This is a genomic window from Staphylococcus argenteus, assembly GCF_000236925.1.
Taxonomy (GTDB): domain Bacteria; phylum Bacillota; class Bacilli; order Staphylococcales; family Staphylococcaceae; genus Staphylococcus; species Staphylococcus argenteus.
In genome coordinates, this window is the sequence record NC_016941.1 from 2,729,456 (window position 1) to 2,754,246 (window position 24,791).

The 24,791-nt window shown below is 32.3% G+C and carries 25 protein-coding genes; 11 read left to right on the forward strand and 14 right to left on the reverse strand.

Features of this window, described 5'->3' with window-relative positions:
• Window position 1: 1 nt before the first annotated feature.
• The 9 genes from hisD to SAMSHR1132_RS13315 all read right to left on the reverse strand — a co-directional run bounded on the left by hisD (window position 2) and on the right by SAMSHR1132_RS13315 (window position 8,815).
• Window positions 2-1,252, reverse strand: coding sequence for a histidinol dehydrogenase (gene hisD, locus SAMSHR1132_RS13275; RefSeq protein ID WP_000282116.1), 1,251 nt, complete (start codon window positions 1,250-1,252; stop codon window positions 2-4).
• Window positions 1,245-1,859, reverse strand: a complete 615-nt coding sequence (gene hisG / locus SAMSHR1132_RS13280; RefSeq protein WP_000944153.1) for an ATP phosphoribosyltransferase — start codon at window positions 1,857-1,859, stop codon at window positions 1,245-1,247. The genes hisD and hisG overlap by 8 nt, the downstream gene beginning before the upstream one ends.
• An 18-nt stretch (window positions 1,860-1,877) precedes the next feature.
• A complete protein-coding gene (locus SAMSHR1132_RS13285) occupies window positions 1,878-2,696 on the reverse strand; it encodes an ATP phosphoribosyltransferase regulatory subunit (protein WP_001065787.1) in 819 nt (272 codons plus the stop codon).
• Window positions 2,697-3,002: 306 nt separating this feature from the next.
• On the reverse strand, window positions 3,003-4,127 hold the full coding sequence (locus SAMSHR1132_RS13290; protein WP_000549238.1) for a polysaccharide deacetylase family protein: 1,125 nt from the start codon (window positions 4,125-4,127) through the stop codon (window positions 3,003-3,005).
• A gap of 117 nt (window positions 4,128-4,244) precedes the next feature.
• Window positions 4,245-4,742: a GNAT family N-acetyltransferase gene (locus SAMSHR1132_RS13295; protein ID WP_000610981.1), complete on the reverse strand. Its 498-nt coding sequence runs from the start codon at window positions 4,740-4,742 to the stop codon at window positions 4,245-4,247.
• A 46-nt stretch (window positions 4,743-4,788) separates the two neighbouring features.
• Entirely contained in the window at window positions 4,789-5,622 is an 834-nt protein-coding gene (locus SAMSHR1132_RS13300; RefSeq protein ID WP_001077821.1) for an energy-coupling factor transporter transmembrane component T family protein, read from the reverse strand.
• Window positions 5,619-7,331, reverse strand: coding sequence for an ABC transporter ATP-binding protein (locus SAMSHR1132_RS13305; RefSeq protein ID WP_000138660.1), 1,713 nt, complete (start codon window positions 7,329-7,331; stop codon window positions 5,619-5,621). The genes SAMSHR1132_RS13300 and SAMSHR1132_RS13305 overlap by 4 nt, the downstream gene beginning before the upstream one ends.
• Window positions 7,332-7,383: 52 nt before the next feature.
• Window positions 7,384-7,938, reverse strand: a complete 555-nt coding sequence (locus tag SAMSHR1132_RS13310; protein WP_000743716.1) for an ECF-type riboflavin transporter substrate-binding protein — start codon at window positions 7,936-7,938, stop codon at window positions 7,384-7,386.
• A 28-nt stretch (window positions 7,939-7,966) separates the two neighbouring features.
• Window positions 7,967-8,815, reverse strand: coding sequence for an SAM hydrolase/SAM-dependent halogenase family protein (locus SAMSHR1132_RS13315; protein WP_000528914.1), 849 nt, complete (start codon window positions 8,813-8,815; stop codon window positions 7,967-7,969).
• 380 nt (window positions 8,816-9,195) lie between these two features.
• Between SAMSHR1132_RS13315 and SAMSHR1132_RS13320 the strand changes: the two genes are divergently transcribed.
• Window positions 9,196-9,711 carry a YceI family protein gene (locus SAMSHR1132_RS13320; RefSeq protein WP_000181131.1) on the forward strand — a complete coding sequence of 172 codons (516 nt, stop codon included), beginning with the start codon at window positions 9,196-9,198 and terminating at the stop codon, window positions 9,709-9,711.
• Window positions 9,712-10,235: 524 nt separating this feature from the next.
• Here SAMSHR1132_RS13320 and SAMSHR1132_RS13330 read toward each other — a convergent pair.
• Window positions 10,236-11,207 (reverse strand): SMP-30/gluconolactonase/LRE family protein, encoded by a 972-nt coding sequence (locus SAMSHR1132_RS13330; RefSeq protein ID WP_072292167.1) that lies wholly within the window; start codon window positions 11,205-11,207, stop codon window positions 10,236-10,238.
• Between the two features lie 247 nt (window positions 11,208-11,454).
• Here SAMSHR1132_RS13330 and trhO point away from each other — a divergent pair, with 247 nt between their 5' ends.
• A complete protein-coding gene (gene trhO / locus SAMSHR1132_RS13335; RefSeq protein WP_001109277.1) occupies window positions 11,455-12,411 on the forward strand; it encodes an oxygen-dependent tRNA uridine(34) hydroxylase TrhO in 957 nt (318 codons plus the stop codon).
• 148 nt (window positions 12,412-12,559) lie between these two features.
• Window positions 12,560-13,198, forward strand: a complete 639-nt coding sequence (gene pcp / locus SAMSHR1132_RS13340) for a pyroglutamyl-peptidase I (protein WP_000699366.1) — start codon at window positions 12,560-12,562, stop codon at window positions 13,196-13,198.
• Window positions 13,199-13,318: 120 nt separating this feature from the next.
• Here the strand turns inward: pcp and SAMSHR1132_RS13345 are convergent, their stop codons facing one another.
• Both SAMSHR1132_RS13345 and SAMSHR1132_RS13350 read right to left on the reverse strand, forming a co-directional pair.
• Window positions 13,319-14,086 carry a hypothetical protein gene (locus SAMSHR1132_RS13345; RefSeq protein WP_000949561.1) on the reverse strand — a complete coding sequence of 256 codons (768 nt, stop codon included), beginning with the start codon at window positions 14,084-14,086 and terminating at the stop codon, window positions 13,319-13,321.
• Window positions 14,076-14,414 (reverse strand): PadR family transcriptional regulator, encoded by a 339-nt coding sequence (locus SAMSHR1132_RS13350; RefSeq protein ID WP_000116725.1) that lies wholly within the window; start codon window positions 14,412-14,414, stop codon window positions 14,076-14,078. The genes SAMSHR1132_RS13345 and SAMSHR1132_RS13350 overlap by 11 nt, the downstream gene beginning before the upstream one ends.
• A 122-nt stretch (window positions 14,415-14,536) precedes the next feature.
• Here SAMSHR1132_RS13350 and bstA point away from each other — a divergent pair, with 122 nt between their 5' ends.
• Both bstA and SAMSHR1132_RS13360 read left to right on the forward strand, forming a co-directional pair.
• Window positions 14,537-15,001, forward strand: a complete 465-nt coding sequence (bstA, locus tag SAMSHR1132_RS13355) for a bacillithiol transferase BstA (RefSeq protein WP_000208917.1) — start codon at window positions 14,537-14,539, stop codon at window positions 14,999-15,001.
• A gap of 234 nt (window positions 15,002-15,235) precedes the next feature.
• Entirely contained in the window at window positions 15,236-16,654 is a 1,419-nt protein-coding gene (locus SAMSHR1132_RS13360; RefSeq protein WP_000432373.1) for an anion permease, read from the forward strand.
• A 329-nt stretch (window positions 16,655-16,983) separates the two neighbouring features.
• Here the strand turns inward: SAMSHR1132_RS13360 and rarD are convergent, their stop codons facing one another.
• Window positions 16,984-17,892 carry an EamA family transporter RarD gene (rarD, locus tag SAMSHR1132_RS13365; protein ID WP_001091186.1) on the reverse strand — a complete coding sequence of 303 codons (909 nt, stop codon included), beginning with the start codon at window positions 17,890-17,892 and terminating at the stop codon, window positions 16,984-16,986.
• A 223-nt stretch (window positions 17,893-18,115) separates the two neighbouring features.
• Here rarD and SAMSHR1132_RS13370 point away from each other — a divergent pair, with 223 nt between their 5' ends.
• The 3 genes from SAMSHR1132_RS13370 to SAMSHR1132_RS13380 all read left to right on the forward strand — a co-directional run bounded on the left by SAMSHR1132_RS13370 (window position 18,116) and on the right by SAMSHR1132_RS13380 (window position 20,915).
• Window positions 18,116-18,691 (forward strand): hypothetical protein, encoded by a 576-nt coding sequence (locus SAMSHR1132_RS13370; protein ID WP_001052923.1) that lies wholly within the window; start codon window positions 18,116-18,118, stop codon window positions 18,689-18,691.
• 168 nt (window positions 18,692-18,859) lie between these two features.
• Complete coding sequence (locus SAMSHR1132_RS13375) at window positions 18,860-19,876, forward strand: HoxN/HupN/NixA family nickel/cobalt transporter (protein WP_000215650.1); 1,017 nt, start codon at window positions 18,860-18,862, stop codon at window positions 19,874-19,876.
• Window positions 19,877-20,108: 232 nt separating this feature from the next.
• Window positions 20,109-20,915, forward strand: coding sequence for an arylamine N-acetyltransferase family protein (locus tag SAMSHR1132_RS13380; protein ID WP_000355830.1), 807 nt, complete (start codon window positions 20,109-20,111; stop codon window positions 20,913-20,915).
• Between the two features lie 117 nt (window positions 20,916-21,032).
• Here SAMSHR1132_RS13380 and SAMSHR1132_RS13385 read toward each other — a convergent pair whose 3' ends face one another.
• The gene (locus SAMSHR1132_RS13385; protein ID WP_001140710.1) at window positions 21,033-21,545 is read right to left on the reverse strand and encodes an HdeD family acid-resistance protein; all 513 of its coding nucleotides are present in this window, start codon (window positions 21,543-21,545) and stop codon (window positions 21,033-21,035) included.
• A 287-nt stretch (window positions 21,546-21,832) separates the two neighbouring features.
• Here SAMSHR1132_RS13385 and vraD point away from each other — a divergent pair, with 287 nt between their 5' ends.
• The 3 genes from vraD to vraH all read left to right on the forward strand — a co-directional run bounded on the left by vraD (window position 21,833) and on the right by vraH (window position 24,724).
• The gene (gene vraD / locus SAMSHR1132_RS13390; protein WP_000154158.1) at window positions 21,833-22,591 is read left to right on the forward strand and encodes a peptide resistance ABC transporter ATP-binding subunit VraD; all 759 of its coding nucleotides are present in this window, start codon (window positions 21,833-21,835) and stop codon (window positions 22,589-22,591) included.
• On the forward strand, window positions 22,581-24,461 hold the full coding sequence (gene vraE / locus SAMSHR1132_RS13395) for a peptide resistance ABC transporter permease subunit VraE (protein WP_000143671.1): 1,881 nt from the start codon (window positions 22,581-22,583) through the stop codon (window positions 24,459-24,461). Before vraD ends, vraE begins: the two co-directional genes overlap by 11 nt.
• 71 nt (window positions 24,462-24,532) lie before the next feature.
• Window positions 24,533-24,724 (forward strand): peptide resistance ABC transporter activity modulator VraH, encoded by a 192-nt coding sequence (gene vraH / locus SAMSHR1132_RS13400; protein ID WP_000669106.1) that lies wholly within the window; start codon window positions 24,533-24,535, stop codon window positions 24,722-24,724.
• Window positions 24,725-24,791: the final 67 nt, after the last annotated feature.

Here is a 24,791-nt window from a genome sequence, read left to right on the forward strand (position 1 = left end):
CCTAAGACTGACGTATTAAAATAGATTGTTGGTGATTAAATAGTGCTTCGACTTGAGCAATATGTTGCGCTGAATCAGCAATTTGATTAAATGTGTCTTTTGTTAAATGAATCACCGTGTTACGTGTTAAGAAATCATTGACTGATAACCCATTGGTAAATCTAGCCGTTCTATTTGTAGGTAATACATGACTTGGACCTGCTACATAATCCCCTATGACTTCCGGCGAATAATGTCCAATAAACAATGCACCCACATACTTCACTTTTTCAATATATAATTGAGGATTTTCCGTTTGGATCGACGCATGTTCAGGGGCAATCGTATTCATAACATGACATGCTTCTTCAAAATCACTAACATGAATAAGATAGTGTTGGTTAGTAATACTTTTAGATACAATGTCGTATCTTTCTACATTAGGCAATGCTTTGGCAATGCGTGATTCTAGATCTTTAAGTACTTGCGCATTTTCACTAATAATATACGTACGAGCTAATTCATCATGTTCTGCTTGTGCAAAAACATCATATACTATGGCATCTAAGTCTGCTGTTTCATCAATAATCAGTGCTATTTCTGTTGGCCCTGCTATTTGGTCAATACCTACTTGTCCAAATAAATATTTCTTGGCATATGCAACAAATTGGTTACCTGGACCAACAATCTTATCTACTTTAGGTATCGTTTCAGTACCATATGTCAATGCTGCAATACTTTGAGCACCCCCAACTTGAAATACTTGGTTAACTTGCGTAATGTAACATGCTGCTAATACCTCTTGAGACACACCATTAGGTTGAGGTGGTGTCACAACGACAATATTTTCCACACCTGCAACTTGTGCTAATGTCGCGGTCATTAATACCGTTGAAGGATAACTTGCTTTACCACCTGGTACATAAATACCGACACTTTCTAGTGGGTGATAAATTTCATAGCATTCACCTGCTTCTCCTACATGCTGATTGGTCTGTTTAATACTTTGTTGATATGCTCTAATTCTTTCATAGCTTTGTTGTAATGCTTGCTTCGTTTTTTCATCTAACGTATCAAATGCTGCTTTAATCTGTTCACGACTAATTTCTAAACAATCTGTTTTAGTATGATCAAATGTTAAATTATACATTTTTAAAGCCTTGTCCCCATGAACCTTAACTTCCTGACAAATATCGCGAATAATTGGATATAACGACTCATCTAATGGCGCTTCTAGTGAAAATTGTTTCAAAAATTGTTGTGCATTATACATTGGTAATAGACACCTCCATAGAACGAATAAATTGCTCTATTAACTGTGATTTTTTAAAATAAGCTGCTTTATTAGTAATTAACCTTGCATTGATATCGCTAATATAGTGCTTTTCAATCAGTCCATTTGCTTCTAAAGTAGTGCCTGTTTGAACGATATCAACAATACCGTCGACCATATCAACGACACAGGCTAATTCAACAGAACCACTCAATTTAATAAGCTCGACATCAATGCCTTTTGATTTGAAATATGTTTCAGCAGTATGGACATAACTTGTTGCGATTTTACGATAATTTGTTGTTTCAGGTTTCGCTGCAACTGCAAAATGACACATCCCAAATGGCAAATTCAACAAATTGTTAACATTGTAATGACGCTCATCTAATATGTCGCTACCAACGATGCCAATATCAGCAATGCCTTGCTCAACATAGATGGGCACATCACTTCCCTTTACTAAAATACATTCATTATTGTCTACGCTTAATAATAGTTGGCGTTCTCTATTCTTTAATGCTTCTGATAATACCGTAAATTTAATTGAATCTAAGTAATCAATTAAACTTTCCATTAGTCTCCCTTTCGCTATAGCAATTCTTAACATAATCATCACTCCTTTACATTAAAGAGTTAGTCCTAATCCAAACCCTTCGATACTTCCTTTGTAGTAGCCTCCGGTTAAAATACGTGATTCATTTTCTGTTAAATGACATTGAATAAATAGTCCCTTGTAGTATGATCTTGGCGGCTGTGCCGTAATATCTAAATGAACATCTTTATAACCTTGTGTATCTAACCATTGTTGCCAAACATTTAGTTCAACAAGTGCAGGGTGATCTTTAGAAATATAACGTTGCAATAATTTTAATTGTTGTTGCGTATTTTCTTGTAAAATTTGAACAATCGGATGTTCAGCTGATAAATATGTAACCAAACCTGATAAATTGCGTTCCTCAATCATCGATAATATGTCCGGTGTTTGTAATGCTTTATCTAGCAATGCATCGAGTAATTGATAATGCCCTAGTACGACAAATTGCACATTATCTTGTAATTGTTGTTGGATAAATTGAATAAATAGCTGTAAGCTCTGTTGCACATTAGTTAATGTTGGCATATAGTTTTCCAAACCTACTTGTACAGCCGCTTCATTATTTCGAATGATTAAGCCTGTATATGCTACTTTCGTTGCTGATGTTGGATACATCGTGTAATAACGTAATAATTGATCTGTAAAATCATTTCTAAGTGCATAAATTTGGTGTTCATGTTGCCAAAAATTACGCTCACCCATCTGCTGCAAATCTTCATGATTCAATTGTTTCCAGTCCAATTTTTCAATGACGTTAAAATCTACAAGCTCATAATTCGCTTGATTAAAGTATTTTAAAAATGCTGTCTCTGCTTCTTTTAAAGCAATTAATTGTTTTGAATTATTCACTCGACCACCCTTACCTTCAATATCCTATGTAAAACAAATAATGTTTTATGATTTTTACTTTAATTCTCTACCACGCTAAAGTGTAATATGGATAATAACTTATCATTTTTATCAAATTATTACAACCTTTTTCTGAAAATTCACTATATTGAGGTTGGATTTTTTGAATAAAAAAGCAGGACAATAGCGCATATAAAAATTCATAACTAAAATTTTTATATTGAAGTTGTACTTCTTGCACATATTGTCCTTGCCTAATGACTTAATACATTATCTTTTTTTCAGGATTATTCTATTCATTTCAACTTATTCTTCATAATTTCGATTACCTTTAAAGTAATGTCGATCTTCTTGACTATATACATTTTCAGGATTGAAAAATGGTTTTAGTTTATATTTAAATTCAAATAAGTTTAGACCATCAATTGCAACTCTATCTTGGTAAACGTTCGTTGATGAAATATCTGTAAAATTATTCGGTCCGACGCCTGCAATGAATTTAAATCCGGCATCATCTACCAAGTAATTATATGCTGGTGTATGTCTATCTTGTGCACCATGAGGAAATACAAACATATCCGTTTTACCTACAATTGGTTCAACTTCATCTTTCCATCTTTTAGTATCTTTTTTAATACCATCAAATGATGTCTTTTCAAAATTAATATGACCATATGAATGACTCGCAAATGACCAACCATCTCGTTTCATAGCGCGAACCACTTCTTCAGCGGCCTTTTTATTTTTTTCATAGTCTTTACTGTTTAATTCATTCGTACGATATCCTAATACACCTTCATAACCAGTTAATGCAACAACGCCTTTTTCACCGTTTAAAGAAAAATCTGGATGCTCTTTTACAAATTTATTTAAAATCGGCACAATATCATTATCATCTGAATATGTAGTGTGGCCTTTTTTATCTGTCGTTTCAGAAACAACATGCTTATTTTTATCGAGTACTAAGCGGTCAACATATCCATGATGTCTCATATAACTATAATAATTCATATCATCAATTGAGATAATTAAAGGCTTTTTCCCTTTAGGTAACTTTAATTTTTTTGCTTTGACCGGATGAGCTGATAAATCGTAAGCATCATGTGGATTAACAATGATGTAATTATTTTTATATAATTCATTTAACGATTTTTTAAATTCACTGACAGTTATCATCCAATCATTATTCCCTTTTGCTTGGTGTGAATCTCCTGTAAATGCTACTTTTGGATCCGTGACTAAAGGATGATAGAACACATGATAAACCTGACCGTGATAAGTTTCCCAATTATCATTCACTTTCGATTTATGTTTTGCATATTCATTTGGATCAATAGATGTATTTTTAACTTGCTCATTGTGCTTAGAACAGCTATATAACACGCCAACTGATAACATCAGAAAAAATAACAATAAATATTTTTTGTGCATTAAAATATCTCCCTATCTTTTATTAAGCACAATTATAACATTTTTATTATGTGGCTCGTAACTTTTTAATAAACTGTTGGGATTTAAATTTTATTTTTTAGATAAAGTCATAGTATTTTATTTATAAAACACAATATCCCCTTTATTGATAATGTCGTCCATTGTATCGTCTCTCTTGAAATTAAGCCTTTCTGCTAATTGTATTGAACGATGATTATATTTATTTGTCCTGATAACCTTTGTGGTTTCATAATCAATGTGATCGACAAAATTTGTAATTGCTATAATCGCTTCGTATGCATACCCATGTCCTTCAAAATCTGGATGAAGTTTATAAAATAAATTAAGTACCGTTTCTTGCTTTAATTGCCGATATTCATATCCACAAATACCAATAACACTACAATCTATTTTTTTTACCAATACAAAGTAACCAAATTGATATTGTTGCCAATGGTTTCGCCATTTTTCAATCCACCGTTGTGTGTCTAATTTGGAACTATGCAAACCTTTGGGAGTGTATATATTTGCTTGTGGATGACTACAAATATTATAAAGTTCAATCAAATGTAAGGAACTTGGAATCATTAAACTTAATCTTTCAGTATTTATCATTAAGTGTCTCCCTCCTATTTCTCTTTAAAGACTATTTATTTGAATACTAATACCACGGGTTGAAATATCGACTATTATTTAAAAAGAATAATGCAACTACTAATATCAGAAGTATTAACGTCAGACACAAAACAACATAATCATCTTTTTTTAATTGTTTTTTGACGTACCAGGTTCTCCTTTTATACTGTCCAAATTGTCTTAACTCCATAGCAGTACTAATAGTGTCTATTCTTTCAATACTAGAAAATATTAAAGGTAACACTATGCGTTTGATACCTTTAACACGGCTAGTGAATTTCGCCTTTTTTGAATTATCATATCCTCTTGCTTGTTGCGCTTGTGAAATATTAAAATATGTTTCTTGTATATCTGGAATATACCTTAACGATAGTGAAACTGCGTAACTGATTTTATAATTCACACCTAGCTGATTTAAACTTGCAGCAAAATGACTCGGATTCGTTGTGAATAAAAATATTAACGCTAAAAGAACTGTACTAATATATTTTAATATTAGATTAAAAAGATAGAATAATTCCTGTGATGTTAGCGTAAATCGACCCATACCATTGATTAACTCTGTACGCTGATTATAAATCTTCACACCATATTCAGGGTCAAATATGTATACGGCAATAATATTTAATATTGTGAAAAACAGAATGAATTTAACAACAAAACGAACTTGTTTCCATTCAATATGAGCATATTTGAACAATAAAATAGATGAAGCACTAATTAAAATTAAATATCTTGTGTCATAAGTCACCATTGCAGAAATAGAAACAACTAATAAGAATAAAAGTTTAACAGTCGCATTTAATTGATGAATACGACTATTTCCCGGGTGAAAACCTATAGTATTATATTGATTCATTGGCGTCTCACCTTCCTATCATGGTTAATAAATAATTGTACTAATTTCTGTGGCTCGCTAATCCCTATATATTCGGCCATTTCAAATAGCGATGTTTGTCTCAATGATGCAATCTCACAGATTTTTTTATCATTTAATACCAATACTGGCGTGGTATCAGCAACGACTTGACCTTTTGATAATACAACTGTTCTTGAACTATACTCAGACAATAAATGCATATCATGCGTAATCATAATAATCGTCTTCCCCTGTCTGTTTAGCTCAATTAAAAATGACATTATCTCATTATAATGATAGAAATCTTGACCAGCAGTCGGTTCATCCAATATGATTATTTCCGGATTTAAGACTAAAACAGATGCTATAGTGACCCTCTTTTTTTGACCATAGCTTAAAGCTGCAATTGGCCAATTCCGAAATGCATAAAGTCCGCATATTTTGAGCACATTCTCTACTCGTATCTTTATATCTGATTCTTTCATACCTCGTGCTCTTAACCCTAATGCTACTTCATCGTAAATCATTTTTTCGGAAATCATATGATTTGGATTTTGCATCACATAACCTACGAATTCAGATCGTTCGCTAATTGACAATTGATTAAATCCCTTATTACAAAATTGGATATTACCTGTTATATCTAAAAATCCACAAATTGCTTTAGCAAGTGTTGATTTGCCGGCACCATTGTGACCAACTATACTAAGCATTTCTCTTCTATAAACATTTAATTGAACATTATTAAGCACACTATTACTATAGTTACTATATTGAACACACACCTCATTTAATTCTAATAGCGGTTCAGATTTGTACTTATTATCATCATTTGAAGATGTTTTATCTATCCATTTTTTCACTTTAAATTTAACATGTTCACTCATACAAACTTCACGTAAATTCGCTAAGTTATCAATGGATTCAACATCTACTTCTGCATATTTAAGCGCTGTACAGTATAATGGTTCACGTATGCCTGCTTCTTTAAGCTTAGATGATTTTAGCAAATCACTAGGTGTTGTATTAGCGATAATTTTTCCATCTTTAAAAAGAATAACTCTATCAAACGTATCATCTAATGATTCTTCTAATCGATGTTCTACAACGATCATCGTTGACTTTGTTTCTTCATGAATATTATTTAACAATCTCAGTGTTTCATGTCCTGTCACAGGATCTAAATTGGCTAGTGGCTCATCCAATATTAAAATAGGTGTACAATGGATTAATATACCACCTAATGAAACGCGTTGTTTTTGACCTCCAGATAAATCCTGCGGTCGGTGATTTAAATGTTCTAACATACCAACTTTTTCAGCCCAATAACTTACATTTTTCTTCATATCATCTTGTTCAACACAATTATTTTCTAATAAAAAGGCCATATCTTCAGCTGCTGTTAAGCCTATGAACTGTCCGTCTGTATCTTGTAAAACTGTACCAACAACATTAGATCTTTCGTGTAAACAACCAACAGTTGCATCTTGATTATTTATATGTAGTTCCCCAGTTACGTTACCTTTAGTTTTAAATGGAATTAATCCATTTATGCAATTTGCAAAAGTCGATTTACCACTACCCGAAGCACCAACTACTAATACTTTTTCTCCCGGATAAATATCAACATTTATATTCTGTAATGTAGGTGTTGCTTGACTATGATATTGAAAACTAAAGTCTTTGAACGATATAATTGGTTCAGTCATGATATATCATTACCTTTCTACATTCATTTACATATCTGATTCAACAAAATAATTATTCTTTACGTAAACTACCTTTTTTTATTTGAGATGAAGCATATGCTTTTAATAATATTGTCCCAATAATGCCAACTGAAATAATATTTAATACTGTAGAGATAACACCTTGTGTATAAACCTTGTTAGCTGGTTCGTTATAAATCAAAATATCTAATGTTGGTGCAATAAGTGCCCAGCAAATAATATTCGCAATAATTTGACCGATATTAAAATAAATCATCGATTTCCTAGAAAATCGGCCTGAAGAAAGATTTAATTTTAGGCCAATCCATCCATATAAACAGCCTATAATTCCTGAACAAATAACCCAACTCCACCAAGCACTACCGTATGTCGTGAAATCTTTAATAGCGTGTCCAACTAATCCAGTCATTAAACCAGCAAAAGGTCCAAATATTGCAGATATTAATGCTAAAAATGCATAAGATGTTTCTATATTCGTATTAGGAAAACCTGTTGGTATTACAACAAAACGCCCTAAAATCACAAATACCGCTGCTCCTATACCAATCGCAACAACAGTTTTAACTGAAATATCTTGTTTTTTCATCTTCATTACTCCTTACATAAAAAATTCATTAAATTGATGGTGCTTTAGATAAATGAATCGTCCAATCATTTCCAGTACCAATATGATATAAATCTGAAAATGAGTCTTGATTGACCGCTACACCAATATTTACTAGCGAGTTAACATACACAAGAGGTTCACCCACATTAACATCTGCAAACGATCGCGCAAATTTAATAATATTTTGATAGACTTTCTTATCTTGATGATAAATTGTTACCACCAAATTATTACCATGAACAATTTCCAAGGATTTTAAGAATGCCAATGGAATATTTGTCCATAATGACCCAAATCTGATATCTAAAATATCAATGCTTCCTGTAACAGAATCCTCATTTTTTGTCGCTTCTCTTATTTCTAATGCCTCAATACTATCAACATTAATTGCCTGACCAAGACGTTCAAACGCTATCTTATTTGCAGCTAATCTCGCTCCATTGTATGCATAAACATCTCTACCATGAAAAGTATGACTTTCTTCCGAATGAGGCAATCGGCTTTTCACTTCATCAATTTCGATAACTTTTTTAATACCTTCGTAATGTTTGATATGACTTAAAGAGCCATTATCAGGTGTAATAATGTAATGACCCGATTCTGTTAAGCAAGCAATACTCCTCCTATCACTACCTACGCCCGGATCTACCACTGATACAAAAACTGTGCCTTGGGGCCAATACTTTACAGTTTGATATAACCGATATGACGCTACCCAAATGTCATACGGTGGTATATCATGCGTTAAGTTTTCAACGTGTATATCATCACTTACAGTATATGCGACTCCATACATTGCACTTACAGCGCCATCACTAAGTCCAAAATCTGATTGCAATACCAAATAATTTCCCATAAAATACCTCCTTATCTTTTAAACTTCAAAAACTATTATCTACATATTCAAAGTTTCATATTTTGAATTTTCAGAATTATATTAAAATAGTACGAGTCACTTGTTTCAAAGTCAATAGTAGCGACTATAAAAATGATAATAATAGTCAGATTTATCTCATTAATTAAATTGTATTGAACGATGATTACATTTATTTATGTTTGAATTAATTGACTAGGGTATAACAATAGTGTGGTGTTTTATAGGTCATTCTTTATATGCATCACAAAAAAATTCGAATTCGAAATAAAAAGCTTGCATCTTTACTTTATAGGTGGTATCGTATGTATATCGAATATAAAAAATATATCTAAAAGATAAAAATATGGAGGTTTTATATTATGACTAACTTTACTTTTGATGGCGCACACAGTAGTTTAGAATTCCAAATTAAACATTTAATGGTTTCTAAAGTGAAAGGTTCATTTGATCAATTTGACGTAGCAGTTGAAGGAGATATTAATGATTTCAGTACTTTAAAAGCTACTGCAACAATTATTCCAAGCTCAATTAACACTAAAAACGAAGCACGTGATAACCACTTAAAATCTGGTGATTTCTTTGGTACTGATGAATTTGATAAAATCACATTTGTGACAAAATCAGTATCTGAAAGCAAAGTTGTTGGTGATCTAACAATTAAAGGTATCACTAACGAAGAAACATTCGACGTTGAATTCAACGGAGTAAGTAAAAACCCAATGGATGGTTCTCAAGTAACAGGTGTTATTGTTACTGGTACTATCAATAGAGAAAACTATGGCATTAACTTTAACCAAGCACTTGAAACAGGTGGCGTAATGCTAGGCAAAGATGTTAAATTCGAAGCATCTGCTGAATTTTCAATCTCAGAATAATCTCACATCACAATCCTCATTGATTTAATATATACGAAATGCCAACTATATCATCCCTAGGTATAGTTGGCATTTTTTCTTTAATTTATCATAAAATAAATCATTGAATTGCTAATTGTAAAATAATGGGCGATAAAATTAAAAATCATATTTAACTTAATTGATAATAACACCATAAAGTAACAACGATATTGATGAAATTAAAAGTAATACACTAGATAAAATATCTAGCCTTTTATCTTTTTTATCCCTTATCATATTTGTCAAAAGCGCTCCAATTGCAACTAAAACTAATATTGTACAAAAAATATAAATAGCCAAAACAAACAACTCCTTATTAAATTAGCATTGGCTTCATCAGAAATAATCAAAAAAATTTTTCTTTATACTTTCTTATATTAAATATTGCCTATTTACGTTATACAAAACTTCATTTTACAAATTGAAGCAAATTATATTTAACTTCTAATTAAAAATCTCTAATGTTTAAAACAATATTAAGACACCTTTCACTCAGGTAGGTCTTATTGAAACTGAAAACTTTGATGCCCTTTTGCAAAGCCATTAACAGTATAAAGCATGGATCCTCCGCCCATTTCTATATCATTAGAACAAATGATGAGTTGATTTGTTCCAGGTATAAATTGTGGATGTGTAGAACGTAACATATGACCTTCATCACGTCCTGGTATCAATATTTGTCCTATTGGATAACCTCTTTTGTTAAATACTAACACTCTGCCTTGACCATACATTGCCACATATAAATTATCATCACTATCAATACAACATGAGTCTGGTCCTTCATGACCTGTAAAATAGTACGGTATGGTAGCTCCAAATGGTTGTATTGTAACACCATCATCTTCAAGTGCAATACGGTGTAATCGATTGGCTGTCGTTTCAGTTACCCATAGTACTTTTTCATCAGTACTTAATGCAATACCGTTAGCTACACTGATATTTTGAATGATAGGCGTTACTGTTTTAAAGCCCGGCGCAACATAATAAACACCGCCTAGTGGATTGGTAGAGTATCCTCTAAAATCTGTAAAATAAAACCCACCTTTAGAATCAAACACCATGTCATCAATACAATATTCTGTTGAAAGATCTTCAATAACATCTTGTATGTTGTCACCATTTTCTGTCGCTGCAAAAATACCGCCTGTAGATTTAAAATCTCCTAAATAACAAATAAATAATCGGCCGTCCTTATGTATTTTAATTGCTGCAGGATTTGCTTTATGACTTACAAAAGGCTGTTTAATTTCCTTCGTTTCAGGATTGACTTTGAAAATGTTTCCCTCGAATACATCCAATAAAAATAGTTGTCCTTGTCGATCAAAGTTCAATCCTTCTAGTTGCAATCCTTTTTTGGAAATTTCAAGCCATGGTTCAGCTGTAATTGTTTGTAACTCACTTTCAGATATAATTGGAACAGCACTGTTAGACTTCCCGCTATAAACTAATGTAGGTAAATCTTGTTGTGTCATCATGATCATTCCTCTCATTTCATTTATTCGTTTTAACTATCATTTTCATTTTAAACAAGGTAATCATTAAATCAAATGATAACGTTTTCATTTATCTATTTTATCGGTCTAGTGGCTGATTTCAAGCTATAAATATTGAACGAAACTACAACTCTGTTAAAATGATTGACGTAGACAAATATGCGTATTGACGCTTTATTTTAAAAATAAACATGCTTATAACATGTTTTTAGAAGGAGATTAACCTATGAACTATCAAGTTCTTTTATATTATAAATATACGACGATTGATGACCCTGAACTGTTTGCTCAGGATCACTTAGCTTTTTGCAAAGCGCACAATTTAAAAGGTAGAATTCTTGTTTCTACAGAAGGTATTAACGGTACATTATCTGGTACTAAAGAAGAAACCGAACAATATATGGCACATATGCATGCCAATGAACGCTTCAAAGACATGGTATTTAAAATTGATGAAGCTGATGGACATGCCTTTAAGAAAATGCACGTACGACCTCGAAAAGAAATCGTTGCTTTAGATTTAGAGAATGATGTAGATCCACGCCAAACAACTGGTCAGTATTTATCACCTGTAGAATTTAGAAAAGCACTTGAAGATGATGACACGGTCATTATTGATGCACGTAACGACTATGAATTTGATTTAGGTCATTTCCGTGGCGCAATTCGCCCAGATATCACACGTTTTAGAGATTTACCAGACTGGATTAAAGAAAACAAAGAATTATTTGCTGATAAAAAAGTAGTCACATACTGTACTGGCGGTATTCGTTGTGAAAAATTTTCTGGATGGCTTTTAAAAGAAGGTTTCGAAGATGTGGCACAGCTTCACGGTGGTATCGCTACATACGGTAAAGACCCTGAAACAAAAGGTCAATATTGGGACGGTAAAATGTATGTATTTGATGACCGTATCAGTGTTGATATTAATCAAGTTGAAAAAACAATTATTGGTAAGGATTGGTTTGATAGTGAGCCGTGTGAACGCTATATTAATTGTGCCAACCCTGAATGTAATAAACAAATATTAGTTTCAGAAGAAAATGAAGCCAAATATTTAGGCGCATGCTCTTATGAATGCGCTAAACATGAGCGCAATCGTTATGTTCAAACAAATCAAATTAGTGATAGCGAGTGGCAACAACGTTTAACAAACTTTGATGATCTACATCAACATGCATAAGCAATTAATACATTTTAAAATAGTCTTTGGAAAACCAATATTATAAAGGTTTTTCAAGGCTATTTTTTATGCCATACATAGCCTGATATGCTTTTAATTGTGAGCATGTTATACTAAATTAAATTTTAATACTGCGGGGTGTCTTAGAATGAAAATTTTAGTTACTGGATTTGCACCTTTTGATAATCAAAAAATTAATCCCTCTTGGGAAGCCGTGAGTCAACTAGAAGATCACATTGGTGAACATAAAATCAATAAACTAAAACTACCAACATCTTTTAAAAAAGTAGATACTATTATAAATAATGCCTTGGCGTCTAATCACTATGATGTTGTGCTAGCAATCGGACAAGCTGGTGGTAGAAATGCCATTACCCCTGAACGTGTCGCCATTAATATTGATGATGCACGTATTCCCGATAATGACGATTTTCAACCTATTGATCAATCCATTCATTTAGACGGTGCGCCAGCTTATTTTTCAAATTTACCAGTTAAAGCAATGACTCAAAGTATTATTGATCAAGGACTTCCGGGAGCACTTTCAAATAGCGCAGGTACGTATGTATGTAATCACGTACTTTATCACTTAGGCTATTTAAAGGAAAAGTACTATTCTCACCTTCGCTTTGGATTTATCCATGTGCCATACATACCAGAGCAGGTCGTTGGTAAGCTTAATACACCATCTATGCCATTAGAAAAGATAGTTGCAGGTTTGACTGCAGCCATTGAAGCTATTTCTGATGACGATGATTTACGCATAGCCCTAGGCACAACGGAATAGTTATAAATGTACAAACAAAAAACACCCTAATTTGATAGTTTTAGTCTAACTTTAGGGTGCTTTAAGAGGGCTTATTTGATATTTCTATTGTAGAGATACACTTTAGCTACATGACATTGTTTAGTCTTCTTTTTTTAACTTCCTATAATTTACAAATGTATAAATAATAAATGCTATATTTAGAATGATGAGTATACTTACTGAAACTAAATTAAAAGTGTCTGGTTCTTTACTAAAGATAGATGCTATCCTTGCTATCAAACTTGGCAATGAAATTACCAACACGATGAGCGCATAAATTTTTTGTTTAATTAAAATACAAGTTCCAATAACTAATATTAAAAATGTTATCCCAATAATGAAACTCTGTTTGTCACTTAACTCAAAGAAATGATAGATAGGATATTTTTTAATAATCAAGCCACCAAAAATCATCCACAAAAATACGATTATGCCATAAGTCACATTTATTACATATGTTATTTTTTGGTCACCAAATCGAACTAATGTATTGCGTAGAATCAGCATACCAATGACAACACCTAAAATAACGATACTAGCAATATAAAGTAAAAATGCAATTGTCACATCAAATGTACCCAAACCTAAAAACCTAGGAATTATAATGACTGATAAAATAAAAGCGAAGTATAAAGTAATATATTTGTACAAACCGGTAGTAAGGCTTATCTCAGGTGATAACTGATCAGCCATTGACTTAATTGGTGTATTAATAATTGAACTTGTATCTTCGTTATTTTTTTCAGCCATAGTTAAATGATCTTCGAGCTCTTCCAATAACTCTTCTACTTCTGCTTCAGTCTTACCTCTAAATAACAGTTCAACACGTAATTTTTCCAAAAAATCTTGAGACTGTTTACTTAACATCGTTTTCCCCTCCAAACAAGTTAATCATCCCTTTATTCAAAGCTTGCCATTTTGATTTAAATACTTTTAGTTCCTTTAAACCTGAATCGGTAATCGTATAGTATTTTCGCCTTGGGCCACCATTACTAGATTTTTTTATAGTCGTATCAACGTATCCTTTTTTGTTTAAACGCATTAAAACTGGATAAATACTACCCTCGCTTATCTCTGGAAACTCTTGATCTTTGAGTTTCGTCATAATTTCATATCCATAAGTTTCACCTTGTGCAATGAGACCTAATATCGCGCCGTCTAAGAGACCTTTCATAATTTGATTAGAAACTGACATTTTCATCACCTACTATCTTGCATAATAAGTTAGTTGCGAATATTTCCCTGCTATGACTAACAACTTTGTTAATAGGGTAATACTTACGGAAGTATGTTTTATTTATGGAGGAGGAATTAATAATGACTACAAAAACGGTATTTGATGTCATTGATATGGGTTTAGGATATTTAGTAAATGTGTATGATACTTGGAAAGTTGACAAGGTACTTGATGATTATCATAAGCCTTTTGCGAATACAATTCATTGGCAATTTGGGCATGTATTAACTATTTTCGAATCGGCATTAGCTGTTGCTGGCAAAGAGAATATTGATTTGAATATTTATAGACCTTTATTTGGAAACGGTTCGTCCCCAACTGAATGGAAAGATGAAGTACCTAGTATTGAAACAATTTTAGAAGGGCTTCAAACATTACCTGAACGTGCACGAAAACTAACTGAAGATGATTTAGCAATTGAATTGCAACAGCCGATTGCCGGATGTAAAACTTTAGAAGAGTTATTAGTATTAAATGCCATTCACATCCCACTTCATGCTGGTAAAATTGAGGAAATGTCTCGTGTATTAAAAAGTTTTAAATAAAGACAAGCTAGTTAACCGTTAACAACACGTTAACGGATTTTTTTGATTAAAAAGGCCACTCTTCTAAGTTTAATAAACATCAATTTTACCTTCTATACACCGCTTCCCAATTAATCATTTATATTTATACTTCATTAATTGATTTTATATTTAATTATTACTGTACATCTTTTGCAGTTAGCATTATTCTTAAAGTGAAATATGTATAAAACATAGAAAGAAGGACGTTTTAACATGGAAAATACGGTTAAATATCGTAAGTTTGTACTCCCGATTATCGTAGGTCTCCTTATTTGGGCACTTACACCTTTTAAACCGGAAGCTGTTGATCCGACAGCATGGTATATGTTCGCAATATTTGTGGCTACAATTATCGCTTGTATTACACAACCGATGTCAATTGGAGCTGTCTCTATAATTGGTTTTACAGTCATGGTACTCGTTGGTATTGTTGACATGAAAACTGCTGTTGCTGGTTTTGGTAATAATAGCATTTGGTTAATTGCAATGGCATTTTTCATTTCTAGAGGATTTGTGAAAACAGGTCTCGGACGACGTATCGCACTTCATTTCGTCAAATTATTTGGTAAAAAAACATTAGGTTTAGCATATTCTATCGTAGGTGTGGATTTGATTTTAGCACCGGCAACTCCAAGTAATACTGCGCGTGCGGGAGGTATCATGTTCCCGATTATCAAATCACTTTCTGAATCATTTGGCTCAAAACCTAAAGATGATTCATCGCGTAAAATGGGTGCCTTTTTAATCTTCACAGAATTTCAAGGTAACTTAATTACAGCAGCAATGTTTTTAACTGCAATGGCGGGTAACCCACTTGCACAAAACTTAGCATCTAGCACGTCAAATATTCATATTACATGGATGAATTGGTTCCTAGCTGCTTTAGTTCCTGGACTTGTTTCTTTAATTGTTGTACCTTTTATCATTTATAAAATTTATCCACCAACTGTTAAAGAAACACCTAATGCTAAAAGTTGGGCTGAAAATGAATTAACGGTTATGGGTAAAATTTCTTTAGCTGAAAAATTTATGATTGGTATATTTGTCGTAGCCCTAACACTATGGATTGTTGGCAGTTTCATTCACATTGATGCAACTTTAACAGCATTTATTGCTTTAGCATTATTATTATTAACTGGTGTGTTAACTTGGCAAGATATTTTAAATGAAACAGGTGCTTGGAACACATTAGTTTGGTTCTCAGTATTAGTATTAATGGCAGACCAATTAAATAAGCTTGGATTTATTCCTTGGTTAAGTAAATCTATTGCTACAAGTCTTGGTGGTTTAAGCTGGCCTATCGTGCTTGTCATTTTAATACTGTTCTACTTCTATTCACATTATTTATTCGCAAGTGCCACTGCACATATTAGTGCTATGTATGCAGCATTATTAGGCGTTGCAATTGCAGCTGGTGCACCACCATTATTTAGTGCATTAATGTTAGGGTTCTTCGGTAACTTATTAGCTTCTACAACGCACTATAGTAGTGGTCCAGCGCCGATTCTATTCTCTTCAGGTTACGTGACACAAAAACGTTGGTGGACAATGAACTTAATACTAGGGTTCGTCTACTTTATTATCTGGATTGGTTTAGGATCACTTTGGATGAAAGTCATTGGTATATTTTAATATAGTGTATTTTGTCGCTCTAATCGTGTCGATTAGGGCGCTTTTTTAATTAAGAGCTACAATACGCTATTTTAAGAAAATATATACTATATCAAAAGTAAGTATCTTCTCTTAAAAACTTTATTCTCATAAAGAAAACACTTTCGTTCGAATTCAATACAATGATAAATTCAACAAAAGTGTTTTATGCTTACTTAAATTTTATTTACTTTTCAGTCTCATATTTTATGCACATGTCACTGTTACTGCACACATACCTCAGTCTAACCCTAACGTTATCTTAAGGTCCTTCAAACATATTTGAACATGCAGTACATGTAGACTAAATATTACAGCGTTTTTGCTACCGGATTTTTCTTCAACTTAATATATTGAGAAATGCTGTATAACACAATACCTATCCAAATAAATACAAAAGTAATTAATTGATGTATATTAAAAGGCTCTTTGAATACAAAGATACCAAGCACAAACATAATTGTTGGTCCTACATATTGAATAAATCCAATCAATGAAAGAGGTATACGTTTTGCACCGGCTGAGAATAGGATAAGTGGTACTGCCGTAATCGCACCGGAGAATAACAACCAAAATGATGACATGTTAAACCCGAACGACATCTGATGTTGTTGCCATAAATAAATGACATATATAATGCCGGCTGGTGCGGTAACAATACACTCAATGGTAATACTACTGATAGCATCTATATGTACTACTTTTTTCAATAAACCGTATGTTCCAAAAGATAGCGCCAAGATAATAGATACTATTGGAAACTCGCCTATTTTAATTGTCATATATAATACGCCGATGAATGCGAAGAAAATGGCTAACCATTCAAATTTATTAAATCTTTCTTTTAAAAAGATCAGTGCGAGTAAAATGCTGACAAGTGGATTAATATAATATCCTAAACTTGATTGTAAGACATGTCCATTTGTTACTGCCCATATAAAGGTTCCCCAGTTCAACGTAATGACATAGCCTGCTACAACGATAGCTAATAGTTGAATAGGTTTGGCTAACAATTGATTCACATCTCTTTGAAAAGCGTGCCGTTGCTTCTTACCTACAGCTAATATAAAAATCATAAATATTACTGAAAATATAATTCGAAACGCTAAAATTTCAAAAGCACCTATCGTATCAATAAATTGCCAGTATATAGGCAATATTCCCCAAAGAACATAGGCACTTAGTGCTAAAAATATGCTCTTTTTGTATTCTGTATTCATCAACATACCTCCTTACTTTCCCAATTGTTAATTTACTGCATCGCTCATTTGTTTAAGCTAATATATCGATTTTACTAATAAAATTTAGATAAAGATATGATTTTGTTTATGTTTTTCACATTCATTCGCCATCAAACAATAAATATTAATTTTATAAATAAATCAGTTTAAATTTGGGTATACCTTGGGAAAGACAACCATAAAACATAAAGGATGGGTACATATGAATTTACCTAAAATTGGAAAGCCTGCAACTCGCGCATTAAATGCGCAAGGTATTCATACATTAGAAACAGCCTCACAACATACAAAGTCATTTTTATCAGGTTTACATGGCGTTGGTCCTAAAGCTATATCAATTTTGGAACAAGCTTTAAGTGAGCATAATCTGCATTTTAAACAAGAAAGTAACCACGTATTACCATTTTCATTGACTGGTGATGTGTCATGTAGTCATGCACCTAAGCGTCAACAAATGATTGATTTTATTGTCGCTACAGCCACACTAGATATAGAATTGTTACGATCACTCGTTACACCCCAATTTATTTGGTCTGTCCCCGGTCATTTTGATATCCATGGCCCACAAATATTAATTCAAGAACTTTCCGAACATCAAGATCATATCGAATCTATCAATATTCAATCTATTATCACACATGGTCATTTAGGCGCCTTACATGGTACTCAAATTTTAAAAAATGGAACACAAATTCATTTTGCTGACTTTTTCGAATTTGAAAATCATAAAAAAGACGCCAAAGTGAGTAAATTGACATCTTATATTGTCATTGATTAATATTGCAAACTCGAATATAAATGTATAAAAAACTTTTATAATTACATGTATATTTTTATATAATAAAGAATTTTGTATAACATTTTTGTCATATCAGTATTTTTTATTAGAGTGATTGTTGTATTTGCAGTATGATTAATTATCATATTGTGAAAGAAGGCTATTATTTTGACTGTTTTTAAGAATCAGCGTTTAAGCTGGTTACCATACATAACTATTGTTATTTTGTTACATGTTATTGGGTTTAGTTTTCTATGGATTGCTGGAAAAGATCATCATATTCTATTTGGAATGGGAATTCTTGCATATACATTAGGATTACGTCACGCGTTTGATGCCGATCACATTGCTGCAATAGACAATACTGTACGTAAATTATTGCAACAACGTAAAGATCCATCTGGCGTAGGATTCTACTTCTCAATTGGACATTCATCTGTGGTATTTTTAATGGCGGTATTTTTAGGGGTATCTGTAAAATGGGCTAAAGATGAATTACCGCATTTCCAAGATATCGGTGGGACAATTGGTACACTCGTATCTGGATTCTTTTTAGTGCTTATAGGTGTATTAAATCTAATCATTTTAATCTCATTGATTAAATTATTTGCCAAATTACGTCGCGAACATGTTGAAGAAGCAGAAGTCGATGAATTACTTGAATCTAGAGGGTTTGTTTCTCGATTTGTCGGTCCTTACTTCAAATTAATTACACGTAGTTGGCATGTATTACCACTTGGATTTTTATTTGGACTTGGTTTTGATACAGCTAGTGAAATTGCCTTACTTGCCCTTTCTTCAGGTGCATCACAACAAGCAATTTCATTTATCGGCATTTTATCTTTACCTATTCTGTTTGCATCTGGTATGAGTTTATTAGACACTTTAGATGGTGTCGTAATGAAATATGCTTATAATTGGGCGTTCTTCAATCCAATTCGCAAAATTTATTACAATATTACAATTACTGCGATATCTGTCATAGCTGCGTTAGTTATCGGGATGATTGAATTACTACAAATCCTTGCTGACAAATTGGATTTACATGGTACTTTTTGGTCATTCGTTAGTTCAATCGAATTTGATAACTTAGGTTATATCTTAGTCGCATTATTTTTAATTACATGGCTAATTTCAAGTTTGATTTGGAAATTTGGTCGTATCGAGCGTAAATGGGCTAAGTAAAACAGACTATCTTGTAATTAATGTTACTTTGTAAGTATTTAGACAGCCAGCACTATGACTTTGATATACTACATTCTTAATTGGTGTCCACATCACATTTTTGTTTCGGTCATCATTTAAGAATGTAGTTTTTTATATTGTAGTTACTTAAGATATAGTGCGTTCTCATTTAAATTTTCTATATTTACGCTTACAATTTACTTGAAGTCTTAAAACAGGAGGCGGTATTGAAATGGATATTGTAAAGTTAGAGAATTACTTACAAATTGATTCAAATCGTTATGATGAACCGAGCGTCGAAGCATTAAATGATTATGCGACTCGATTTATGTTAACAGTGCCATTTGAAAATATTGACGTACAAAATGGCAAACCAATTTCTGTAGATATTGATGCTCTTTTCAATAAAATTGTTCATGATAAACGTGGTGGCTTTTGCTATGAATTGAACTCTTTTTTTAAAGCATATTTATTACAAAAAGGATTTAATCCGATGTTAATGTCAGCTACCATTCATACGCCTGGTGGCGGTCGTAGTCTGAACGGTTCACATGCTTCACTTGTTGTTTCTATAAATGATGAATTCTATGTAACTGATGTTGGCTTTGGAGACTTACCTCTACATGCTATGCCAATTACTTCGTCAGAGCATACACAACCAGTCACAGATATAAACGGCACATTTCGTGCTATTTTTGAAAATGAACATAAGGAGCTATTTTACGTACAAAAATTTGAAAATGATAACTGGAATACAAAGTACGAAGCTGAGTTTAAACCTAAACAAATAGAAGATTTTAATAACAGCATCAAATATAATCAAACCAATCCAGATTCAATTTTTGTTGAACATTTACTAATTACAATGCCACAATCATTTGGACGCGCCACAATGTCTGAAAATCATTTAACTTTAACAAGAAATAGTACCTTAGAAAAATTTGATGTGACGAAAGATAACTATAAAGATTTTTTAGCAAAATATTTTGGACTAAATGTAACTATTAATCGTTTTGAAAACAGCGATAGTAAATCATAAAAATGATGGGCGTAACTTACAACTTGTAGGTATCGCCCTTTTTAACGCTTCATAAATATAATAAAAAGGATATGGCATTAAACATACCACATCCTTCTTTTGAACCGCTTCATTTTACTAAGCGAGTGCATCTACAACATAAATGACACCTACAAATACAAATGTAATGGCAATCATCGTTGACACAAATACGATACCCATTAGTGGATTAAATAATAAAATAATACCGAACAAAATACCTAAAATGTTAAAGATAACTGAAATTAATTTTAAGCTACCGCTACCTGAAAATGTAAATAGTCCTGCAATAGAACTGAAAATAAACCAGAATGCAAACATATAAATAAAGAATGCTGAACTTGCACCAACATTAAAAATTACAATAAGACCAAAGAGAATATCTACAATTCCCATAAACAGAATCCAATTTTGGTTACTACCCACTAAAGCTTTGGCTTTTCTACGATAAACAATTTGAATCACACCATTAATTAATACAAATAATCCAATCAACCACGTAATCGCATAAAAGTTTTCAATTGGAAATGTAAAAATAACGACTGCCAGCATTAATAACAATACACCCATTATCAAACTAGACCATTTAATACCTTGATTTGTTTTTGCCATGACAACCATTTCCTTTCAACTAACGTCCTCTTTTAATTTTTTACAAAAAATTTATTATACAATAATGAAATTCCCTTTTTCTAATTTTGACAAACATTTCAGCATAATATAAAGCGTTCTAAATGTGTTGAATTTTTATGGAAAATTCCAATTGTTATTACTTAAATTATATATTATGCCACAAACTTTCAACTCTGTAAGATTCATTGATTGAATTGTAAGTTTAGATAAAGGCTACTCCTCCAAACATTATTTAAAATAAAATTACATACCAAAGGAGTGAGACCATGACAATATTATCAGTTCAACATTTGTCAAAAACGTATGGTAAAAAGCATACATTTCAAGCACTAAAAGACATAAATTTTGATATAGAAAAAGGTGAATTCGTTGCAATAATGGGTCCTTCTGGCTCAGGTAAAACTACTTTGTTAAATGTACTGAGTTCAATTGACCAAGTTTCTGAAGGCAGTGTTATTGCTAATGGACAAGAACTTAATAAACTTAATCAAAAAGCGCTTGCCAAGTTCCGTAAAGAATCATTAGGATTCATTTTTCAAGATTATAGTATTTTACCGACATTAACTGTTAAGGAAAATATAATGTTGCCTTTGTCTGTTCAAAAAATGTCGAAAACAACAATGGAAGAAAATTATAAAACAATCACAACAGCATTAGGTATTTATGACCTGGGAAATAAATACCCAAGTGAATTGTCTGGTGGCCAACAACAAAGAACGGCCGCTGCAAGAGCGTTTGTTCACAAACCACAAATCATATTTGCAGATGAGCCAACAGGCGCACTCGACTCGAAAAGTGCCAACGATTTATTACAACGTTTAGAAGATATGAACAAGTCTTTTGATACAACGATTATTATGGTTACACACGATCCCGTAGCAGCAAGTTTTGCAGAGCGTGTCATTATGCTAAAAGATGGACAAATTCATTCACAACTTTATCAGGAAGGACGTTCTAAACAGGCCTTTTATGAAGACATCGTACATCTTCAATCTGTATTAGGTGGTGTGTCAAATGACATTTAACCATATCGTTTTAAAAAATTTACGTCAAAATATAAAACATTATGCGATGTATTTATTTTCATTATTTTTTAGCATCGTCTTATATTTCAGTTTTACCACTTTACAGTTCACTAAAGGTATAAACAATGACGATTCTATGGCAATTATTAAGAAAGGTGCTTTTGTAGGGTCAATCTTTTTATTCATCATTATCGTCATCTTTTTAATGTATGCCAATCATTTATTCGTGAAACGTCGTACACGTGAATTTGCGCTATATCAGTTGATTGGTTTAACACGACAAAACATTTTGAAAATGTTAGCACTTGAACAAATGATTGTATTTTTAATCACGGGTGTTGTCGGCGTATTATGTGGCATTGCAGGTGCACAATTATTATTATCAATTGTTTCCAAAGTCATGTCGTTATCGATTAACTTATCGATACATTTCGAACCTATGGCATTAGTATTAACCGTTTTTATGTTAGCAATTGCATACGCGTTGATTTTATTTCAAAGTGCATTGTTTCTAAAAAGACGCAGTATCTTATCAATGATGAAAGATTCAATTAAAACAGATGCCACAAATGCAAAAGTAACTGTTTTAGAGGTTATTTCAGGCATATTAGGTATTGGTATGATTGCGTTAGGTTACTATATGGCAACAGAAATGTTTGGTACATTCAAAGCACTAACTATGGCAATGGCATCACCGTTTATCATTTTATTTTTAACAGTTGCAGGGGCGTATTTATTTTTCAGAAGTTCTGTGTCACTTATTTTTAAAACATTGAAAAAATCAAAAAATGGACGCGTATCTATTACAGATGTTGTATTTACATCTTCTATTATGTACCGAATGAAGAAAAATGCCATGTCTTTAACGATCATTGCAATTATTTCTGCAGTAACTGTAACTGTATTGTGTTTCGCGGCATTATCGAAATCAAACACGAATCAAACGCTCGACTCTATGGCACCAAATGAATTTAACATTGTCGCCTCTCAAGATGCGCAACAATTTGAATCTAAACTAAGCCAACAACATATTACATTTACTAAAAATTATTATGAAACTATCACTGTAAATAATGTTAAAGATCAGGTTATTACTTTGGAAAATGGTAGCGATTCAGGTCGCACAAATTCTATTTTAAGTGCAAATACAAAGTTAAATGGGAATGATGCAATCATTACAAATACAAAATCACTTCCTAACATTATTAAAATTCATTTAAACAAAGATTTAGTAGTAAAAGGTACTAAGAATGAAACTTTCCGTGTTACACAAGAAGACAAAAGTAAGGTTTATCCTTTAAATCTAAGCTTCAACTCACCTGTCGTCGAAGTAAGTCCTGCAAAGTATCAGCAGTTGAAAACACAAAATAACGTTCATACTTTTTATGGATATGATATTAAACAAACATCACAAAAGAAAAAAGCTCAAGCAATTGCAAAACAGCTTGGAGACAAAGTCATCACTTATGATGAAATGAAAAAAGAGGTCGATGCTACTAACGGTATTTTAATATTTGTGACATCATTTTTAGGGTTAGCATTTTTAGTCGCAGCAGGATGTATTATTTATATTAAACAAATGGATGAAACCGAGGATGAATTAAGCAATTTTAGAGTATTAAAACGTATAGGCTTTACTCATACCGATATGCTTAAAGGGCTCTTATTAAAAATTACATTTAACTTTGGTTTACCTTTATTAATTGCCATATTACATGCTTTATTTGCAGCCATTGCTTTTATGAAGCTGATGGGTAATATTTCGTTTATGCCGGTGATTATTGTCATCGTTATATATACACTTATTTATATTGTTTTCGCATTGATTGCTTTTGTTCACTCAAACATGTTGATTAAGAAAACTATTTAACACATTGTGATTTTTCTTTTGGAAATGCAGTGTAACTATTACTTTGATTTAAGAAAAGGAGAGATTAAACCATGAAATTTAAAGAATTAGTAAAACAATCATATGAGGATTTGAAAAATTTGACTGTAACTTGGTATAACGTTATTGCTTTAGCAATAATTGTTATTGTCTTAAGCTCAGTTACTACACCATTTATAGGTATTCCAGCTGGTTTATTAGGTGGCGCTTATTATTTAAAACGCCGCGAAGAAAAAGGCAAATAAACGCATTACATCAGTATATAACATTGCTATGACCTTTCAAGTCAGGTTTTAATATCAACAAGTAGCG

Excerpts from the sequence above, each read along its gene's own strand:
- hisD (WP_000282116.1), bottom strand. The coding sequence starts at position 1,252 with ATGTATAATGCACAACAATTTTTGAAACAATTTTCACTAGAAGCGCCA.
- hisG (WP_000944153.1), bottom strand. The coding sequence starts at position 1,859 with ATGTTAAGAATTGCTATAGCGAAAGGGAGACTAATGGAAAGTTTAATT.
- SAMSHR1132_RS13290 (WP_000549238.1), bottom strand. The coding sequence starts at position 4,127 with ATGCACAAAAAATATTTATTGTTATTTTTTCTGATGTTATCAGTTGGC.
- SAMSHR1132_RS13295 (WP_000610981.1), bottom strand. The coding sequence starts at position 4,742 with ATGATAAATACTGAAAGATTAAGTTTAATGATTCCAAGTTCCTTACAT.
- SAMSHR1132_RS13300 (WP_001077821.1), bottom strand. The coding sequence starts at position 5,622 with ATGAATCAATATAATACTATAGGTTTTCACCCGGGAAATAGTCGTATT.
- SAMSHR1132_RS13305 (WP_000138660.1), bottom strand. The coding sequence starts at position 7,331 with ATGACTGAACCAATTATATCGTTCAAAGACTTTAGTTTTCAATATCAT.
- SAMSHR1132_RS13310 (WP_000743716.1), bottom strand. The coding sequence starts at position 7,938 with ATGAAAAAACAAGATATTTCAGTTAAAACTGTTGTTGCGATTGGTATA.
- SAMSHR1132_RS13315 (WP_000528914.1), bottom strand. The coding sequence starts at position 8,815 with ATGGGAAATTATTTGGTATTGCAATCAGATTTTGGACTTAGTGATGGC.
- SAMSHR1132_RS13320 (WP_000181131.1), top strand. The coding sequence starts at position 9,196 with ATGACTAACTTTACTTTTGATGGCGCACACAGTAGTTTAGAATTCCAA.
- SAMSHR1132_RS13330 (WP_072292167.1), bottom strand. The coding sequence starts at position 11,207 with ATGACACAACAAGATTTACCTACATTAGTTTATAGCGGGAAGTCTAAC.
- trhO (WP_001109277.1), top strand. The coding sequence starts at position 11,455 with ATGAACTATCAAGTTCTTTTATATTATAAATATACGACGATTGATGAC.
- pcp (WP_000699366.1), top strand. The coding sequence starts at position 12,560 with ATGAAAATTTTAGTTACTGGATTTGCACCTTTTGATAATCAAAAAATT.
- SAMSHR1132_RS13345 (WP_000949561.1), bottom strand. The coding sequence starts at position 14,086 with ATGTTAAGTAAACAGTCTCAAGATTTTTTGGAAAAATTACGTGTTGAA.
- SAMSHR1132_RS13350 (WP_000116725.1), bottom strand. The coding sequence starts at position 14,414 with ATGTCAGTTTCTAATCAAATTATGAAAGGTCTCTTAGACGGCGCGATA.
- bstA (WP_000208917.1), top strand. The coding sequence starts at position 14,537 with ATGACTACAAAAACGGTATTTGATGTCATTGATATGGGTTTAGGATAT.
- SAMSHR1132_RS13360 (WP_000432373.1), top strand. The coding sequence starts at position 15,236 with ATGGAAAATACGGTTAAATATCGTAAGTTTGTACTCCCGATTATCGTA.
- rarD (WP_001091186.1), bottom strand. The coding sequence starts at position 17,892 with ATGAATACAGAATACAAAAAGAGCATATTTTTAGCACTAAGTGCCTAT.
- SAMSHR1132_RS13370 (WP_001052923.1), top strand. The coding sequence starts at position 18,116 with ATGAATTTACCTAAAATTGGAAAGCCTGCAACTCGCGCATTAAATGCG.
- SAMSHR1132_RS13380 (WP_000355830.1), top strand. The coding sequence starts at position 20,109 with ATGGATATTGTAAAGTTAGAGAATTACTTACAAATTGATTCAAATCGT.
- SAMSHR1132_RS13385 (WP_001140710.1), bottom strand. The coding sequence starts at position 21,545 with ATGGCAAAAACAAATCAAGGTATTAAATGGTCTAGTTTGATAATGGGT.
- vraD (WP_000154158.1), top strand. The coding sequence starts at position 21,833 with ATGACAATATTATCAGTTCAACATTTGTCAAAAACGTATGGTAAAAAG.
- vraE (WP_000143671.1), top strand. The coding sequence starts at position 22,581 with ATGACATTTAACCATATCGTTTTAAAAAATTTACGTCAAAATATAAAA.
- vraH (WP_000669106.1), top strand. The coding sequence starts at position 24,533 with ATGAAATTTAAAGAATTAGTAAAACAATCATATGAGGATTTGAAAAAT.